This is a genomic window from Sphingomonas sp. GW821-FHT12D09, from assembly GCF_058807215.1.
Genome location: NZ_JBXAQL010000004.1, coordinates 446,884 through 461,809 on the forward strand (window position 1 = coordinate 446,884; position 14,926 = coordinate 461,809).

The following is a 14,926-nucleotide window of genomic DNA, read 5'->3' on the forward strand; positions in this document are numbered from 1 at the left end:
AGGCGAAATCCTACATTGCAAGCGGGCGGAGCCTCGCGGGCGGAGATCGGCTTTTGCACTGCACCGCAAACGCGGTATCGCTGCAGCAAGATGGATCTCTACCTCCCGATCGCCAATTTGTCCGTCAACGCGCTCGTCATCGTCGCCCTGGGCTTCGGTGTCGGGCTGCTTTCCGGCATGTTCGGCGTCGGCGGCGGCTTCCTCACCACGCCGCTCCTGATCTTCTACGGCATCCCGCCGACCGTCGCCGCCGCATCGGCCGCCAGCCAGGTGACCGGTGCCAGCGTCTCGGGCGTGCTCGCCCATTTCCGCCGCGGCGGAGTCGACATCCATATGGGCGTGGTGCTCGTCTTTGGCGGCATCATCGGCAGCCTGATCGGCGCAGTGTTGTTCACGCTGCTCCAGAAGAGCGGCCAGATCGACGTAGTGATCGGCGTGCTCTATGTGCTGATGCTCGGATCGATCGGCGGACTGATGCTGCACGAATCGGTGCAGGCGATCCGGGTGACCCGCGGTGCCAGGCCGCCGCGCCCGCGCAAGCGCCGCCACCATCCGCTGGTCGCGATGCTGCCGCTCAGGTGGCGCTTCTATTCCTCAGGGCTCTACATCTCGCCGCTCGCGCCTTTGCTGCTCGGCGTGTTCACCGGCATCCTGACCGTGCTGCTCGGCGTCGGCGGCGGGTTCATCCTGGTGCCGGCGATGCTCTACCTGCTCGGCATGGGCACGCAGGTGGTCGTGGGCACGTCGCTGTTCCAGATCCTGTTCGTCACCGCCGCGGCGACGATGGTCCACGCCACTACCACTAAGGCCGTCGACATCGTCCTGGCCGCGCTGCTGCTGTTGGGCTCGGTCGTCGGCGCGCAGATGGGCGCGCGCTTCGCGATGAAGGTGAAGGCGGAATATCTGCGGCTGATCCTGGCGGTGATCGTGCTGCTCGTCGCCGTCCGCATGCTGCTCGGCCTCGCCTGGCAGCCAGACGAGATCTATTCGGTCGAATTGCTGTGAAGCGGCTGATTCTTTGGGCTTCCGCTGCGCGGAAGGGCGGCACCGGCACCGCAAGCAGAAACGCTCTGCTCATCCTGCTGGCGCCTCTGCTGATGGGCCAGGCCAAGCCGACGCTCGTTCCCGACGTCTCGCAGCGCGACATCGAGATCGCCTATTCGTTCACCGGCGCCGAGCTCCTGCTGTTCGGCGCGATCATCTATCCCGGTGGCCGCACCCCCGAGCAGGGCGAGAAGCCGACCGATATCGTGGTGGTGGTCAAGGGGCCGACCCAATCGGTGCAAGTGCGCGAGAAGGAGAAGGTCGCCGGCATCTGGGTGAATGCCGAGAAGATGCGCTATCGCTCGGCGCCCAGCTTCTATGCGATCGCGTCGTCGCGCCCGATCGAGAAGATCGTCGATGAGCGCACCCGCGCCATCTACGAACTAGGCGTGGAAAGCCTCCAGCTTTCGCCGGCGTCCAGCGCCGCCCCCGAAGTGCAGACGCGCTTCGACAAGGGGATGGAGGATTTGCGCGCCCGCGCCGGCCTCTATTACGAAGCGCCGGGCGCCGTGGAGATCACCGATGGCGTGCTCTATCGCGCCCGGCTCGCCATTCCGGCGCGCGTGCCGATCGGCCGCTTCACTGCGGAAACCTTCCTGATTCGCGACGGCCGGGTGCTTGCCGCCGCGGTCCGCACCATCGAAATCCGCAAATCGGGCTTCGAGCGCTTCGTCGCCCACTCGGCCGAACACTATTCGGTGATCTACGGTATCCTTGCCGTCGCCCTCTCGATTCTGTTCGGCTGGGGCGCCGGATTCATCTGGAAACGGTTCTAAAGGCACCGAAACTCACCCAATATTTACCTCCCATCGGCAAATTGGGAGCGTTAACGGGGAGCAGCCGATGGACGGCCAATTTGGTGCGCGCGGGTTTGAAGGCGCAGCACCGTCAGTTTCATCTTCCGAGGGCCTGCCCTCACGCGCGGCGGTCGAACCGATTGGCGCGGTGCTGGAGATCGCCGGCTCGACGAGCCAGGTGCTGATCGATCCGGCGGCACTGCACGCACTCGCCGGCAGCGCCGATCCCACCGTCGCCAATGCCGGCCAGGTCGGCAGCCAGGTGAAGGTGCGCGTCGGCGCGACCTGGCTGATCGCCAATGTGCGCTCGCTGAAGCTCCAGGGCGAACATATCGCCGCCTATATCGACTTCCTGGGCGAAGGCGATGAGGAGCGGCTGACCGGCAAGCTCTACAAGTTCCGGCGCGGCGTGACGCGCTATCCGACCCCGGGCGCGCCGGTGTTCCCGGTGTCGACCGCGGACCTCAAGCAGATCTACGCCGCCGAGGACCGCGCGCATATCGAGATCGGCAATGTCTATCCGACCAAGGATATCCGCGCCGCGCTCTATGTCGACGCGATGCTCGGCAAGCATTTCGCGCTGCTCGGCTCGACCGGCACCGGCAAGTCGACCGCGGCCGCGCTGATCCTCCACCGGATCTGCGAACTGGCGCCGCAGGGCCATGTCGTGATGATCGATCCGCACGGCGAATATGCCAGCGCGTTCAAGACGATCGGCGCGCTGTACGACGTCTCCAATCTGCAGATGCCGTACTGGCTGATGAACTTCGAGGAGCATTGCGAAGTGTTCCTCACCACTTCCGGCTCGGACCGGCAGGTGGATGCGGACATCCTCGCCAAGTGCATCCTGCTCGCCAAGGGCAAGAACCGGCTGGCGCAGGAGATCGGCAAGCTCACCGTCGATGCGCCCGTCCCCTATCTGCTTTCGGACCTGACCCAGATCCTGCAGCTCGAAATGGGCAAGATGGACAAGGCGACCGACACGGCGCCTTACCTGCGGCTCCGCTCCAAGATCGACGAGATCAAGTCGGATCCGCGCTACGCGTTCATGTTCTCGGGCATGCTGGTGGCGGACACGATGGCGGGCTTCCTGTCGCGCGTCTTCCGCCTGCCGGGCGACGGCAAGCCGATCTCGATCATCGACGTGTCGGGCGTGCCCAGCGAAATCACTTCGGTGGTGGTCGCGGTGCTCAGCCGCATGGTATTCGACTTCGCGATCTGGTCGCGCGGCGAGAGCAAGCGGCCGATCCTGCTCGTCTGCGAAGAAGCGCACCGCTATGTGCCCAACGAGCGCAATGCCGATAATTCGTCGGTCGGTCGGATCCTCAGCCGGATCGCCAAGGAAGGCCGTAAATACGGCGTGTCGCTCGGCCTGATCACGCAGCGCCCGTCCGATCTGGCCGAAGGCGTGCTTTCCCAGTGCGGCACCATCCTGTCGATGCGCCTCAATAACGAGCGCGACCAGGCATTCGTGAAGGCGGCAATGCCCGAGGGCGCGCGCGGCTTCCTCGATTCGATCCCGGCGCTGCGGAATCGGGAATGCATCGCAGTGGGCGAAGGCGTCGCCACGCCGATCCGCCTGCTGTTCGACAGCCTCGAGGACAATAAGCGCCCGGCATCCGACGATCCGCTCTTCTCGGTACTGTGGCGCGACACCGGCGGCGAGGAGCAAATCCTCGAGCGCACGATCAAGCGCTGGCGCGCACAAGGTAAATGATCTGCGCGCGAACGCGCGCGGGGCAAATGATCTGCACGCCAACGCGCGCGGGGCAAATGATCAGAAATCGGCACCAAGAGTGAGCGCGGGGCCCGAGCCGGGCCTCGCCGCGCCCGCCACGCGCTGGCGCCAGTCGAGCGCGATGCGCAGATTGCGCACCGCCAGCGTCGCCGACGGGCCGATGTCCAGCCGTTGCGCCTCACGCTGCGCCGCGCCCCAGGCGCCGGCACCAACGCCCAGCAGCACCGGGCCGCGCACCTCCACCACCCGCACGCCACGCGCCGCACCATCGGCATAGGGGTCGGCACGCTGCCGCAACACCACGCCGGCTTGGCCATAAGCTTCGAGCCGGAAGCCGCGCCATTCGGTGTCGAGTCCGGCGATCACGCCAAGCCCGGTACCGTCCGGCGTGCCGTCCAGCCCGAAGCGGCGTTCGGCGATCACGCGCACCGGTGCGCGCGTCGGCTGCCATTCGAGCCCGAACGCCACCTCGCGTCCACGGCCTTGGAGCGGTGCGGCAAGGCGCCCATAGGCGACGACGCGCTGATGCGGCGCGAGCAGCCATGCGGCGCGCACGCCGGCCTGGCCCCCGCCGATCTGCCCGCCGGGCGCCGCCGCCGCCCCACCGCTCCCGCGCGCAACCACCCATGTACTCAGCGACCAGCGATCGGGCAGCGGATCGAGCCGTTCGGGCAGCGGCGCTGCACGTGCCGGCAAGGGAGCGCGCGGTGCGGCCGGCAAGGATTTCCAGCCAGGCTCGCCATATTGAACCAGTCCCATCAGCGCGAGCTGGACGCGCGGATCCTCATCCCCCAGCGGCGCGCGGTAGACGGGCAAAGCTACCCGCGTCGGCAGTACCCGTCTGGGCGCCGCAGCCACTTCATGGCGCACTGCCGCCGGCATCCGCGGTTCGGCGCGGGCCAGCGGCAGCACCGCCTCGATCGCGGCGGGCAACGAACCGGTTCTGGGCCAGAGCATCGCCACGCGCACGCCGACCCAGGCGAGGACGACCATCGCGAAGAAACGCAGCGGCCGCCCGCGACCGGTCATCCGCTTTCGGTCGCCAGGTCGGGGAAGCGGTGCGCGGTCTTGTCCCATTGCGTCGGCGCCCCGGCGAGCATCCGGACATAGCGGAACAAGGCACGCCGGGCGGCGAGCAGCGCGACCACGTTGCTCGAAACCACCCGCGGCACAGACCAAAGCGCCTCGCGCCAGCCATAGGCGCGCCCGACGAATGCCGCCCGCACCGCAAGCCGCCAGGCGAGCAATGCGAAATTGGCCCGGAGCACCGCCTGCATCAGTGCGGATTGTTCGGGCACGCGGCTCCCTGCGAGGAAATGCGTGGCGAACGAAAGGCCCCAGAACAGGATCGAAAGATAGGCGAGCGCGAGCACCGGGATCTCCAGCGTCGCCCGCCTGTCGCGCATCCGCATCCAGTTGTCGCCGAGCTGCCGCCACCCACGCCAGCCGGTGCGATCCCAGCCGGCCAGCGCGATGCCGATCATCCAGCGCGCCTTCTGCGTCACCGCCGCATCGAGCGTATCGGGGAAATAGGCTCGCACCGCGATCGGAGCGCCGCCCGGGGCCTCCGCGATGCGCAGCAGCCGCGCGGGGGCGTCCATCGCCGCGATCGCGAGCCCCAGCTCATAATCCTCGGTCAGGCTGTCGGCGTCGAACGGCGCACCGTCGCGCAGCGTCGCCAGTCGGCCCAGCACCTCGCGCCGAATCGCGCAACCGACCCCGGCGAACGGTAGGCCGGCGCCCACTGCCTGGCGCACGACCAGCGAGCGCGCATGGGCTTCGGCAAACTCATCCAGATAATGCCCGGCAAGGAAGCGCGAATGATCGTGGCGCAGCGGCAACACCGGCAGCTGCACAGCGGCATGCGCGACCAGCCCATGCGCATAGACTCGCAATTCGAGGGGGTGGACCACGTCCTCGGCATCGTGCAGCGCCACCGCACTGGCGGTGAAACCCTCCACCGCCTCGTCGCGCAACAGCGCCCGCCACAAGGTGTTGAGGCAGTCCGCCTTGGTGGTCCCGCCCGGGCGCGGGCCCGGCATTATGTAGCAGATGCACCAAGGCGATTGCAGACATCATCGCATGTGATGCCTAATGTAATCGTATGACGGATGGCTATGATTTGACGTTGAGCGGCTTGATCCGCAAGCGAGCGCAGGTTGCGGGTGAGATTGACGCTTTGAGGGATCGGCTATCGGAGATGATGGCTGACTTGGATAACCTCGATGCAGCGATCCGCATTTTCAAACCCGACATCGACTTTGAGGATTTGCCAATGCGTCGGGTTCCGCCGCCGCATGTCGCCTTTCGTGGCGAGTTGGCGCGCTTCCTTTTGGAGTATCTAAGGAAAGCGAAGCGTCCGCTTACGACCAAGGAGCTTGGTGAGGCAGTTATGGATGCTCGGCGGCTGAACGTAGCCGACAAGATACTCTTTAAGACGATCACGGCTAGGACGGGCCATTCCTTGGCGCGCCTGCGCGAGAAGGGGCACGTCAAGTCGGAACGGCATGTCTCAGGGGGCATGATGTCGTGGTGGATTGCGTCTGCGGACGCGGAAATCGAATATCGTTGGCGGAATGCGTCTAGTCAGGGATCGTGACTAGCGAGAGGACTCGCCGGGCAATTCCACATCTATGGGCCAATACCCTTGGCCTTCGATCATTCGGAATTTTCCAGAACGCCAAAGGTTCGTCCCAAAGACCTTGTTGGGGTCTTTTCCTATCGTCGGAAATCCCATGGCTTCGACGCGCTCCCGAAGTTCACCACGCCGCATAGGGCGGTTTGCCGAAATAATGACTCGCCGTGCTGTGTCGATCATTTCGGCAATCCGCTCAGCATGGGCGGCTCGGGGGGACGGTGGCTGGAAAAGGCGTGGTTCGTCGGTTCGCGCCGACTCAGCCGTTTGGCGTCTGGAAATAAGCTTGCTGTAAGTCTGGATAAACCCGTCGAGTGCCTCAAGCTCAAGAAGCAACTCATCCCGCCTTTTCAATGCGTTATCGTAAATTTCGTCGGAAGTTGGGGCTGGCATGGGCTGCGACTCCGAGACTTTTCGAGCATTCTATGCCCATTTTCCACAATAGCGAGGCTCGTCAGCACTCACTATTAGATGAAATTTGGTTGCTCGTGTGTTAGGACGACAGTTCGATGTTCATTTGCTGAGTCGCCTACAGCGGCTGGGAGGAAGGTTATCGACCGTTGGGGGGCAAGCTCGTCTTGCCCTGAGAAAACGCAAAAGGGCCGAACCTTTCGGCCCGGCCCTTCGGGTGAAAGTCCGACGTTGGAACGTGCGAACCATCTCCATCTGCAAAATGAGAATCGCACGTTCCTCCGATCGAATCAATCTGAGTGATGCGAGTCATGTCGATTTCGCATCGCTTGACGGCGGTCTTTAGGCCGCTTGATCGAGGAACACGAACATGGCGCAGTCAGCGCAGATCAAATGCATCAACAAGAACCCGCGCGAGGATCGCCACCATGCGATCACGCACGTTGGCGGTTACACAGACCGTCAGTGGAAGCTCACGCTGGACGACGCGATCGGTAAGATCGAACGTAGCGAGTGGAGTTTCTACACGCTCGTTAACGGGCATCGCCGGGACGTGATCGTCGCGACCCGCAATGGCCGCAAGTATCTCAAGACGACCGCTGATCAGGACACTCCGGACAACTTGCTGAGTCTGCCCGAGTGCCCGTGATCTGAGTCCCGAAGGGGTGCAGCGAGTCTGCGCCCCTTCTACTTTATGAGGTATATCATGCCGTCTTTTGATGTGGCCCATATTCAGGAGCAGGGCCAGAACATGCTCCTTTTCCCGCTGGACAGCAGCTTCCACTACAAGACTTCCGACGAGCAAAATTCCGCTCGGGCGGAACTTCAGGCTCGGGCCAGTAACGCCGGGCTGGCAGGCACGGCGGTCGTTCTCTGGAACAATGGCGGGCGGACCAACTTCATTGGTCCGAAGCCGTGGCACCCGTTCCTGCAAAGCATCGATATGAGCTTCGTGTTCGCGAACGTGAATCGCACGATCTCTTGGTAATTGGAGGTGACTATGAAGAAGCCCACGAACCACGGGAAGCCGTGGACGGCTGCGGCCGATAAGCAGTTGAAGGAGCTTGCTGCGGGCAACACGCCGACGCGCGTGATTGGTCTCAAGATGGGCCGCACTCCCGGTTCTGTTGCTGGCCACGCTAGCGATCTTGGTGTCTCGCTGAAGCCGACGAACCAGAGCCCCTATGGCAGCAAGAAGCCGAAGTAAGCTGTGCCCAGACCGGCCCATCGATTGATGGGCCGGTCATGCACCTAAGCTTCCATCACAAACTGCACCCGCGAAATGGGGACCAGAACGCCGGGGAATATCCCATCGGCGTCAGCTTCAGCCATATGGCCCGCAATGAAGCGATCCCGTGACATATGCCCGTGAAGCTCGGCCAGATCGACTGCTTCGACATCAAGCACGGGCGCATCCGTAGAGCCGATCAGGAAGAATTTGAACCGGGCCATTATGCAGCCCTCCGCTGCCAATATCCCGCCCATTGCCGTGACACTGCCGAGGCCATCGCGCTTTCACCGACCAGCATGGCCTGCGATCCGTTGGAGATGCGCCGGTTGTCTTCGCGCCACGAGGCCTCGCCAGCATAGGCATGGAGATACAGACCGGCGATGTGATGGTGTGTGCCAACTTCCATGCGGCGAAGGCGCGAGAAGAAGCTCTCGGCTTGGTTGGTGCAAGCGATATCGCTGGAATAGCGAACCGAGTGATTGATTCGCTTGGTGTCCCAGATGCCGTGCATGACATCCCAGCCCGTGCCCTCATCGGCATGGATTGTGGCGTCGGCGCTGACACGCTCGCGCGCGATCGGCACCGCTTCACCCTCGTTGCGGACAACGAACGGGAGCGACTTGCCGCCGCGCTCGCGCATGACCACCACGCATTGCCGCTTGCCATTCCGGTTCTCGGCTAGGCGACGGTCCTTGCGCTCCGCTTTGACGTTGGCGGGTTTAACGTGCCCACCGAAATACGCGCCATCGATCTCCACCACGCCATCGAGGCGTCGGTTCTGCTGTTCCAGCGCCATGGCTTCGCGCAGCTTGTGGGAGAGGACGAACGCGGTCTTGTATTGCACGTCCAGATCGCGGCTAACCTGTAGTGCCGAGACGCCCTTTGCGCCGTTCACGAAGATCACGATAGCGGCGAGCAGATCGACGAACGAGAGCTTGCGGCTAGCGAAAATGGTGCCGCTGGTGACGCTGAACTGGTGGTGGCAAGCGACGCATTTGAAGCGTCGGCGAGAGGTGATGTTGTAGGTCTCTGCACATCCGCATTTCGGGCAAACCGCTTCACCATCGGTTTCCGGCCAACGAAGCTGGCAGAAGTGCTGGTAGGCATCGTCTTCCGACATTCGGAAGACGGTCTTTAGACTGAGCGAACGGGCCTGAGCGGAGAGTAGGAAGTGTTGCATTGCCATCATTTCGAGTTCTAATGCATCGCATATGATGACATTGGGTCATCGTTGTCAATGGCTTTAGTATCGCATATGATGGCATTTCGCATTATTGGAGCGATGAATGCCTGCGGATAGGGATTGGGAAAATCGGGTAAAGCTCCTGCTCAAGGGCGAACTCGCGCGGCGCGGCGTGACCTACGCGGAGTTGGCCGAGAAGCTGGCGGCGATTGGCGTGAAGGAGAACGAGCCCAACATCCGTAACAAGATCAGCCGGGGGAAGTTCACCGCCGTCTTCCTGCTTCAGTGCATGGACGCCATTGGCGCGTCATCGCTGCGCCTGTCGGACGATTAAGGCCGATTATTCCGGCAAGCTGCTATCATCGAAATCGATGACGCCAAACTCGGTGGCCTCATCCTCGAAGACGTTCTTGGAGCCCTCGACGACCGCCATGCGGAGAACATATCCGGCTTCGCTATTCGCCTGTGCGGTGATGCGAAATGGTGCCTTGAGGGAAAGCTCTAGCGTGTTCGAATTTTCGCGCGCGAGATCATAGTCGGTATACTGCTTCACACTTCCGGCGCTGGAAGTTTTGAGACTCCCGGCTGTGGTCTGGCCCCCGCCAATCAGACATCCAGATACGCCGATGGGGGTGCCGTGCACGGTGCATGAAAGCGCTGCGGTGACGTGCCGTGGCGCTCTATTGGCCGGGCGCTCGGCATGATTGTTGGCGGGGGCTTGGGTGCATCCCGTAATGGCGGCGAGCGCAATCACTGCGAGGATCGCGCGCATCAGCGAACCGAATTGACGATGCTGAAGGCGCGCCAGATGCCGATGCCGCCGAAGAATATGAAAACGTAAAGCGCGGGCTCAAGGGCCTTCGAGAAGCCATTCTCCCCGACTGATCCGGCAAAGCCGAAGACGGCCAGAGCGGCACCGGCAATGCTCCATTTCCGGAGTGTCCTGCGGAACGCGCCGTCTCGGCCATGGGCTGCGACGTAACGCTCTCGGTCTTCAATCGACGCGCGATGGTTGCGCCGGGCTCGCTCTTGATCGTTGGCGTAGTCGTCGCGGGCCTTGGCGCGAAGGCGCTCCTCATATTGGATGCGCATACGTTCCATGTAGTCCATTGCTCGACACCTCCCCGCCGCGCCACGTGCGCTCATATGCGAAAACTGCATATGAGATTTCTGCATGTAGTTCAACTTACATGTCGAAATCGGCGTTCAGCGATGCGCACCAGTTGCTGATTTCGGCGCTGGCCGACGCACGCCGCGACGCGGGTATTCACCAAGCCGATCTCGCCAAAATCATCGGCAAGGATCAGAGCTTCATCAGCAATATCGAGCGCGGGCAAAGGCGGGTCGATGTCATCGAATTCTACGCGATAGCCCGCGCGTTGAAGGTCGATCCCGTCCACCTGTTCGCGAAGGTGGTTGCGACGCTTCCAGCTACGGTCGAGATTTAGCTCTCGTCCCCACGCATCATCGGTGGATGCGCTTCGGCGGGACCGGAGTCATCGACGGTAGCGGCTGATGTGGCCGTGGGAGCTTTGGCGTGCTGGTAGGCAATGAGCCGGGCGATACGCGGGGGATTTTCTGTTCCATGAAGCTATTTAGCTTCGCGGTTTTATCACCCTTCGAACGCCCCGCTTTTGTGGCATTTTTAGCGGAGCTATAGGTTCGGATAGGCCGTGGACTGAATCTTCAGTATCTATGGCCGTTATTGGTTCGAGGGCCTTGCGGCGTTTAGGCAGATCGTTCTGGTCGGGCATCGTCCATATTTATCACGCTACCGTAACAAGACTTTAGTTCGCTAAATAGTGGATGAAAGTTTTAGATTGGCTTGAGAGCTTAGGCGGGCATCTGCCCGAAGACCTGCGCGGTTGGCACTATTATGGCATCCCGCCTATCAAATCGCGGCTTCGTCGATTTTACGATTCTATTGGCTTTAGAAGGTGGCAATATCCGCCGCAAGTTGGCCGACCCAAGCCTTGAAATTCTCCTTGGCAACATCGTCCCGATCGATCGCCGGAACGGTATCCGGCACGATTACCGGCACTGACCAAACGCGCTCGCTAAATTTGAAGGAAAAATCATACCGCCAACCTTGCTCGGATGGTTCATACCCTATGAAAGTTTGATCGAATTCAAACACATCTACCTCCTGAAACGTTGAACAGCGTAGGTCACGGATGGCACATTTGCCAACCCCAGCGCGTCCATTGCGGTTCGATATTCCTCTCCTCCAAAATTACATTACCGTAGTGGCAACCGTCCGCTACGCTTTGGAAGAGGATGACTGTCATGCCCGATGGCAAATATGATCGATCGATCGCAATGGAATGCCCCACCTGCGGCAGCACCGACTTCGAACAAGACGATTCCCCCATCGTCAAATGCACCACCTGCGGACGCGAACTCACCAAAGACGATCTCCGCGAAGCCAACGGTGCCCGCATCGAAGCCGAACTCGAAGACGTGAAAAAACAAGTCTTCAAAGACATCAAAGCCGACTTCGCCAAGGCGTTCAAAAAATGGAAGTGAGCCTCGGCGATGCCGCCGGAGCCGCCGCTCTCGGCTTCTCAATTTTCACGTTCTGGCGACAGCGCAAGCTCAACACACAGGTCGAATGGCTCAACACCCTCCTCATCGAAAAAGAGGAGGGTGAAGCCATATCGACCAAGCGCGCCGACGTGTCCGCATCGGTCACGCACCCGAGCAAAAACTCATATCAACTGAAGGTCTATAACCGGGGCAAAGGCACCGCCCGCAACATCCGCATCGATGTCCTCGAAGGCGAAGAACTCTTCCGCACTGGCGACATGGCGCGAAAGCTCCCCTACCCGGCGCTCGATACTCACCAGTCCTTCAGCCTCCTGCTTGCCGTGCACATGCAATCACCCCGCAGAACCACAATCCGTGTCGATTGGGATGATGATGTCGGCGGCGGCTCCAAGGAATTGACGCTCGATGTCTTCTAAAACTGCGATGCGCAGCGCGCTCATTTGACCTCGGTCAGCACCTTCTGACTACCATTGCAGACAGCCTCCGCTTGTTTCGACGAAACATGACGCCGCTGAGACTGATCTGTAGATCGCCTAGACACCGCCCGCCTTCCCTCGGCGACTTCAGATGGAGCGTTTATCTGGCAAACCATCTGGTTGGTCGGCCCAGCGGCTGTTTGAGCAGAGGCGGTCTCAACAGCCTTTTGTTCTGCCCTTTGCCTCCAAAGGACAGCAAATATGATAGCCATCACTGCAATCAAGGCAATCACAATATACTTTGTTATATAGTATGTCTTCTCACCTCGCTTCACGCGCTTCCATTCAAACTTGAGAAGCTCCTTAGAAGCTAATAGGAATTTATTCTCCGCCGCCCGAATATTATCCACGGTTAACGTGGAATTCTTTGAAGCCACTTCTTCAAACTCTTCCATGGCTGATATAAGAGCTTTTGACGGCTTCTCTTTGCTATTTACCCGAAGAATTATGCCATGATTTGCTTGGTTCAGGCTCTTGTATTCACCTGATAAATCTACGATCGCAGTCTTTTTCGCAGTTGCGACGCGAACCGCATCGGTGATCGCATTTATACTGACAAGATACGATATTAGACACTTGCGAAGCTCATCGATCCAAGCTTGTCGGAACTCGGATACCTTTTGCTCTTTGCCAATTATTAAGCCCAAGAGCGAAACGAGGCCCGCGATGATTGCCGCGCCGACAGCGCCAATGCTGATATCGTTCATACTGAAGCCCGCATTCTCGCCCGTGCGGGCTCCCTTTCGCCAAGCCCTGCCCTACGGGCTTGGAACGATCCCGTTATGATGCAATGTAGGAGCAAACTTATCAAGGCGATCAGCGCGTTAAACGGGGGCGACAATCAAGTATGGCGGAGAGGCTGACATTTCACTTCGAGGGCGCGCTCGCCGACGAGCATAAGATGAACTTCTACGAGTCGGCTAGATTTCAATATGCTGCTGCGCGCTTAATGGTTAAGCTTGCTCAATTTCGCAGAAGTGGCAAATTCGTTAAGAAAATTTCGACACGATCAAACGTTAATGTTCAGCTTGTCAGTCAGGCAGATGGGTCGTTCAACATCAACATCGAGGACGCAGATCAGCCAAATGATAAAGATTTTGTCAAAATTCCTATCTCCGACCTGATCGCTTACGTCTCGGAGCGCATCATTGAGAAGCTTGATACTGACGTAATTGGGGAAGCTCTGGCTGAAGCCGGAATTCTGCACTCCTCGTCAGACTTCGATGAGAGTGTTGAAGATATCGACGAGGCTATCAGCGAATACCTCGACGGAAGCGACCTCCTCGCGTCCTTGGATCAGGAGACTAAGGAACTGGTCAAACGTCGTGTTGCTGAGGCACAGCGCGAAAGGGTGATGGTCGAAAATCAGGCTACGATAGCTAAAATCGACTCGGAAAGCGGCCAGAGGCTCATCGCGATGGCTGCGCCGTTGCTGAGCGAAATGGCCATGACCGCCCTTCGCCGAAGCGCTGACACATTTGAAATTAGCTCATCCTCTGATGGGGCCACCAAATCCATTCTCTTTCTTGACCGCAAAATGGCCCACGAGATCGAGACTGCTGTGGTAGACGAAGAGATCACTCCACTCTTGGGAGATGTGATTCAGTTCAACAAGGATAATGGATGGGGTAAGGTCAAGATCGAAGAAGGAACCAAAATACTTAGCTTCAGCATCCCATACGACAAGCTGTCGTCAATGAAGCAAAACCTGATTGACCAGATGAAAAAGGATTTAGTTTATTTGCAAACCTATTACGTGAGGGATCAGGCAAGAGAGGTTAAGAGGCTAATCGTGGTAGGGATTTTGCCGACACCAACAGTCTGATCTTTATGGGACCGGAATCTTCCACGTTAGTCCGGGAAACTGGCTCATGCCTATGCGAAATTTCGGCCTCTTCGCGATTTGTTGGCTCCTGTTCTGCGGCGCTCAGTCACCTGCGCAGCCTCCCACACCTCCGCCAACGCCGACAGCGACGTTTACGGCATTCTCCGGCTACTCCGCTGATGCCTGCTACAAGGCCAAGGATCACGATGTTGCCGACCTTTGCGCGCAATGGCGCGCCGCAATCGCGGGAGAGAGTGCGGCCCATGAAGCTCGACGCGCGACGAACTGGTCGATTGTCGCGACCTTCCTGAGCTTTCTAAGTCTATGCGCCGTGGGCTTCGCCCTTTGGCTGACCATTCAATCCAATCGGATTGCGCGAAAGGCTCTGATCGCGGACCAGCGGGCATGGATAGCCGTCACTGCCAAACCTAAGTGGCTACGCTGCATTAATAGTGAGGTCCAACTCGGGCTCTCAGTCACCATGCGAAACATCGGAAAAAGCCCGGCCACCAATATCCGCATTAGATGCGGACTCTTCATTCCAGATGGTCAGGGCAATCAGCCAATAGCCCTTGATGGTTTTCACGCCCTGAGACCAACCGAGCTTCGAGGCTACACCCTGCTCCCCGGCGAGGAGCATTCCCAAGACAACAGTGGCGCATGTCCAATCAGCGAATTCAATAACTCATCGCTTTCCTCAACGGGAGCGGCACAAATTGGCGTGATGATCACGATCCATTATCAAACCAGCGGGATAACCCCCGAACCACGCACTACCGTTGGATATTACCTGATTCACGTCGGGTATCCCAACGAGTTCAAACGATATCTCTTCCACCATGCGAATCTCGCGATCCAAGGCGATGATCTGGGCCTTGAGAAATTTGAAGGCGGCCACGCCGCCTGACAACCGCCATTGCTCCCATTCCCTCGTCCCTGTTACCCAAATCAGAAAGGGGGGGAACATGAAGGCTACAGAGAGGCTAAATCTACTTCAGCAAATTGGAAGCGAGCTTCAGAGCCGCTACACCTTCGCTGA

22 protein-coding genes are annotated in these 14,926 nt (G+C 59.9%); 13 read left to right on the forward strand and 9 right to left on the reverse strand.

The annotated features are described in order from the left end of the window. The first annotated feature begins 90 nt into the window (after positions 1 to 90). The 3 genes from AC1RPL_RS19380 to AC1RPL_RS19390 all read left to right on the forward strand — a co-directional run bounded on the left by AC1RPL_RS19380 (position 91) and on the right by AC1RPL_RS19390 (position 3,558). Positions 91 to 1,005: a sulfite exporter TauE/SafE family protein gene (locus tag AC1RPL_RS19380; RefSeq protein ID WP_493071698.1), complete on the forward strand. Its 915-nt coding sequence runs from the start codon at positions 91 to 93 to the stop codon at positions 1,003 to 1,005. Positions 1,006 to 1,097: 92 nt separating this feature from the next. Further along, on the forward strand, positions 1,098 to 1,820 hold the full coding sequence (locus AC1RPL_RS19385) for a TIGR02186 family protein (RefSeq protein ID WP_493071820.1): 723 nt from the start codon (positions 1,098 to 1,100) through the stop codon (positions 1,818 to 1,820). Between the two features lie 67 nt (positions 1,821 to 1,887). Beyond that, positions 1,888 to 3,558 carry an ATP-binding protein gene (locus AC1RPL_RS19390; RefSeq protein ID WP_493071699.1) on the forward strand — a complete coding sequence of 557 codons (1,671 nt, stop codon included), beginning with the start codon at positions 1,888 to 1,890 and terminating at the stop codon, positions 3,556 to 3,558. 60 nt (positions 3,559 to 3,618) lie between these two features. On the opposite strand, the gene AC1RPL_RS19395 is transcribed toward AC1RPL_RS19390, so the two are convergent. Together AC1RPL_RS19395 and AC1RPL_RS19400 are read right to left on the reverse strand one after the other, a co-directional pair. Beyond that, entirely contained in the window at positions 3,619 to 4,608 is a 990-nt protein-coding gene (locus AC1RPL_RS19395) for a hypothetical protein (protein ID WP_493071701.1), read from the reverse strand. Beyond that, entirely contained in the window at positions 4,605 to 5,621 is a 1,017-nt protein-coding gene (locus tag AC1RPL_RS19400; RefSeq protein ID WP_493071702.1) for a glycosyltransferase family 2 protein, read from the reverse strand. The genes AC1RPL_RS19395 and AC1RPL_RS19400 overlap by 4 nt, the downstream gene beginning before the upstream one ends. 62 nt (positions 5,622 to 5,683) lie before the next feature. On the opposite strand from AC1RPL_RS19400, the gene AC1RPL_RS19405 reads away from it, so the two are divergent. After that, a complete protein-coding gene (locus AC1RPL_RS19405; RefSeq protein WP_493071703.1) occupies positions 5,684 to 6,178 on the forward strand; it encodes a hypothetical protein in 495 nt (164 codons plus the stop codon). Here the strand turns inward: AC1RPL_RS19405 and AC1RPL_RS19410 are convergent, their stop codons facing one another. After that, positions 6,179 to 6,607: a hypothetical protein gene (locus AC1RPL_RS19410; RefSeq protein ID WP_493071705.1), complete on the reverse strand. Its 429-nt coding sequence runs from the start codon at positions 6,605 to 6,607 to the stop codon at positions 6,179 to 6,181. It abuts the gene before it with no gap. Between the two features lie 388 nt (positions 6,608 to 6,995). Between AC1RPL_RS19410 and AC1RPL_RS19415 the strand changes: the two genes are divergently transcribed. The 3 genes from AC1RPL_RS19415 to AC1RPL_RS19425 are packed head-to-tail and all read left to right on the forward strand — an operon-like array spanning position 6,996 to position 7,832. Then, positions 6,996 to 7,274, forward strand: a complete 279-nt coding sequence (locus tag AC1RPL_RS19415; protein WP_493071706.1) for a DUF3892 domain-containing protein — start codon at positions 6,996 to 6,998, stop codon at positions 7,272 to 7,274. A gap of 57 nt (positions 7,275 to 7,331) precedes the next feature. Next, positions 7,332 to 7,613 (forward strand): hypothetical protein, encoded by a 282-nt coding sequence (locus AC1RPL_RS19420; protein WP_493071708.1) that lies wholly within the window; start codon positions 7,332 to 7,334, stop codon positions 7,611 to 7,613. A 12-nt stretch (positions 7,614 to 7,625) separates the two neighbouring features. Beyond that, a complete protein-coding gene (locus AC1RPL_RS19425; protein ID WP_493071710.1) occupies positions 7,626 to 7,832 on the forward strand; it encodes a hypothetical protein in 207 nt (68 codons plus the stop codon). 44 nt (positions 7,833 to 7,876) lie between these two features. Here AC1RPL_RS19425 and AC1RPL_RS19430 read toward each other — a convergent pair whose 3' ends face one another. Both AC1RPL_RS19430 and AC1RPL_RS19435 read right to left on the reverse strand, forming a co-directional pair. Beyond that, positions 7,877 to 8,077, reverse strand: coding sequence for a hypothetical protein (locus AC1RPL_RS19430; protein ID WP_493071711.1), 201 nt, complete (start codon positions 8,075 to 8,077; stop codon positions 7,877 to 7,879). Beyond that, on the reverse strand, positions 8,077 to 9,036 hold the full coding sequence (locus AC1RPL_RS19435; RefSeq protein WP_493071822.1) for an IS1595 family transposase: 960 nt from the start codon (positions 9,034 to 9,036) through the stop codon (positions 8,077 to 8,079). Before AC1RPL_RS19435 ends, AC1RPL_RS19430 begins: the two co-directional genes overlap by 1 nt. A gap of 106 nt (positions 9,037 to 9,142) precedes the next feature. Between AC1RPL_RS19435 and AC1RPL_RS19440 the strand changes: the two genes are divergently transcribed. Beyond that, a complete protein-coding gene (locus AC1RPL_RS19440) occupies positions 9,143 to 9,373 on the forward strand; it encodes a DUF6471 domain-containing protein (RefSeq protein WP_493071712.1) in 231 nt (76 codons plus the stop codon). Between the two features lie 6 nt (positions 9,374 to 9,379). Here the strand turns inward: AC1RPL_RS19440 and AC1RPL_RS19445 are convergent, their stop codons facing one another. Together AC1RPL_RS19445 and AC1RPL_RS19450 are read right to left on the reverse strand one after the other, a co-directional pair. Next, positions 9,380 to 9,811 (reverse strand): hypothetical protein, encoded by a 432-nt coding sequence (locus AC1RPL_RS19445; protein WP_493071714.1) that lies wholly within the window; start codon positions 9,809 to 9,811, stop codon positions 9,380 to 9,382. Further along, a complete protein-coding gene (locus tag AC1RPL_RS19450; protein ID WP_493071715.1) occupies positions 9,811 to 10,149 on the reverse strand; it encodes a hypothetical protein in 339 nt (112 codons plus the stop codon). The genes AC1RPL_RS19445 and AC1RPL_RS19450 overlap by 1 nt, the downstream gene beginning before the upstream one ends. Positions 10,150 to 10,229: 80 nt before the next feature. On the opposite strand from AC1RPL_RS19450, the gene AC1RPL_RS19455 reads away from it, so the two are divergent. Next, positions 10,230 to 10,487: a helix-turn-helix domain-containing protein gene (locus AC1RPL_RS19455; RefSeq protein WP_493071717.1), complete on the forward strand. Its 258-nt coding sequence runs from the start codon at positions 10,230 to 10,232 to the stop codon at positions 10,485 to 10,487. Positions 10,488 to 10,969: 482 nt separating this feature from the next. Here the strand turns inward: AC1RPL_RS19455 and AC1RPL_RS19460 are convergent, their stop codons facing one another. After that, positions 10,970 to 11,176, reverse strand: a complete 207-nt coding sequence (locus AC1RPL_RS19460) for a hypothetical protein (protein WP_493071719.1) — start codon at positions 11,174 to 11,176, stop codon at positions 10,970 to 10,972. Positions 11,177 to 11,325: 149 nt separating this feature from the next. Between AC1RPL_RS19460 and AC1RPL_RS19465 the strand changes: the two genes are divergently transcribed. Together AC1RPL_RS19465 and AC1RPL_RS19470 are read left to right on the forward strand one after the other, a co-directional pair. Continuing rightward, positions 11,326 to 11,565, forward strand: coding sequence for an ECs_2282 family putative zinc-binding protein (locus tag AC1RPL_RS19465; RefSeq protein WP_493071721.1), 240 nt, complete (start codon positions 11,326 to 11,328; stop codon positions 11,563 to 11,565). Next, a complete protein-coding gene (locus tag AC1RPL_RS19470) occupies positions 11,556 to 12,002 on the forward strand; it encodes a DUF8453 domain-containing protein (protein ID WP_493071723.1) in 447 nt (148 codons plus the stop codon). The genes AC1RPL_RS19465 and AC1RPL_RS19470 overlap by 10 nt, the downstream gene beginning before the upstream one ends. A gap of 20 nt (positions 12,003 to 12,022) precedes the next feature. Here AC1RPL_RS19470 and AC1RPL_RS19475 read toward each other — a convergent pair whose 3' ends face one another. Beyond that, complete coding sequence (locus AC1RPL_RS19475) at positions 12,023 to 12,769, reverse strand: hypothetical protein (RefSeq protein ID WP_493071725.1); 747 nt, start codon at positions 12,767 to 12,769, stop codon at positions 12,023 to 12,025. Positions 12,770 to 12,963: 194 nt separating this feature from the next. Here AC1RPL_RS19475 and AC1RPL_RS19480 point away from each other — a divergent pair, with 194 nt between their 5' ends. After that, positions 12,964 to 13,887 (forward strand): hypothetical protein, encoded by a 924-nt coding sequence (locus tag AC1RPL_RS19480; RefSeq protein ID WP_493071727.1) that lies wholly within the window; start codon positions 12,964 to 12,966, stop codon positions 13,885 to 13,887. 46 nt (positions 13,888 to 13,933) lie between these two features. Continuing rightward, a complete protein-coding gene (locus AC1RPL_RS19485; protein ID WP_493071728.1) occupies positions 13,934 to 14,794 on the forward strand; it encodes a hypothetical protein in 861 nt (286 codons plus the stop codon). Positions 14,795 to 14,926: the final 132 nt, after the last annotated feature.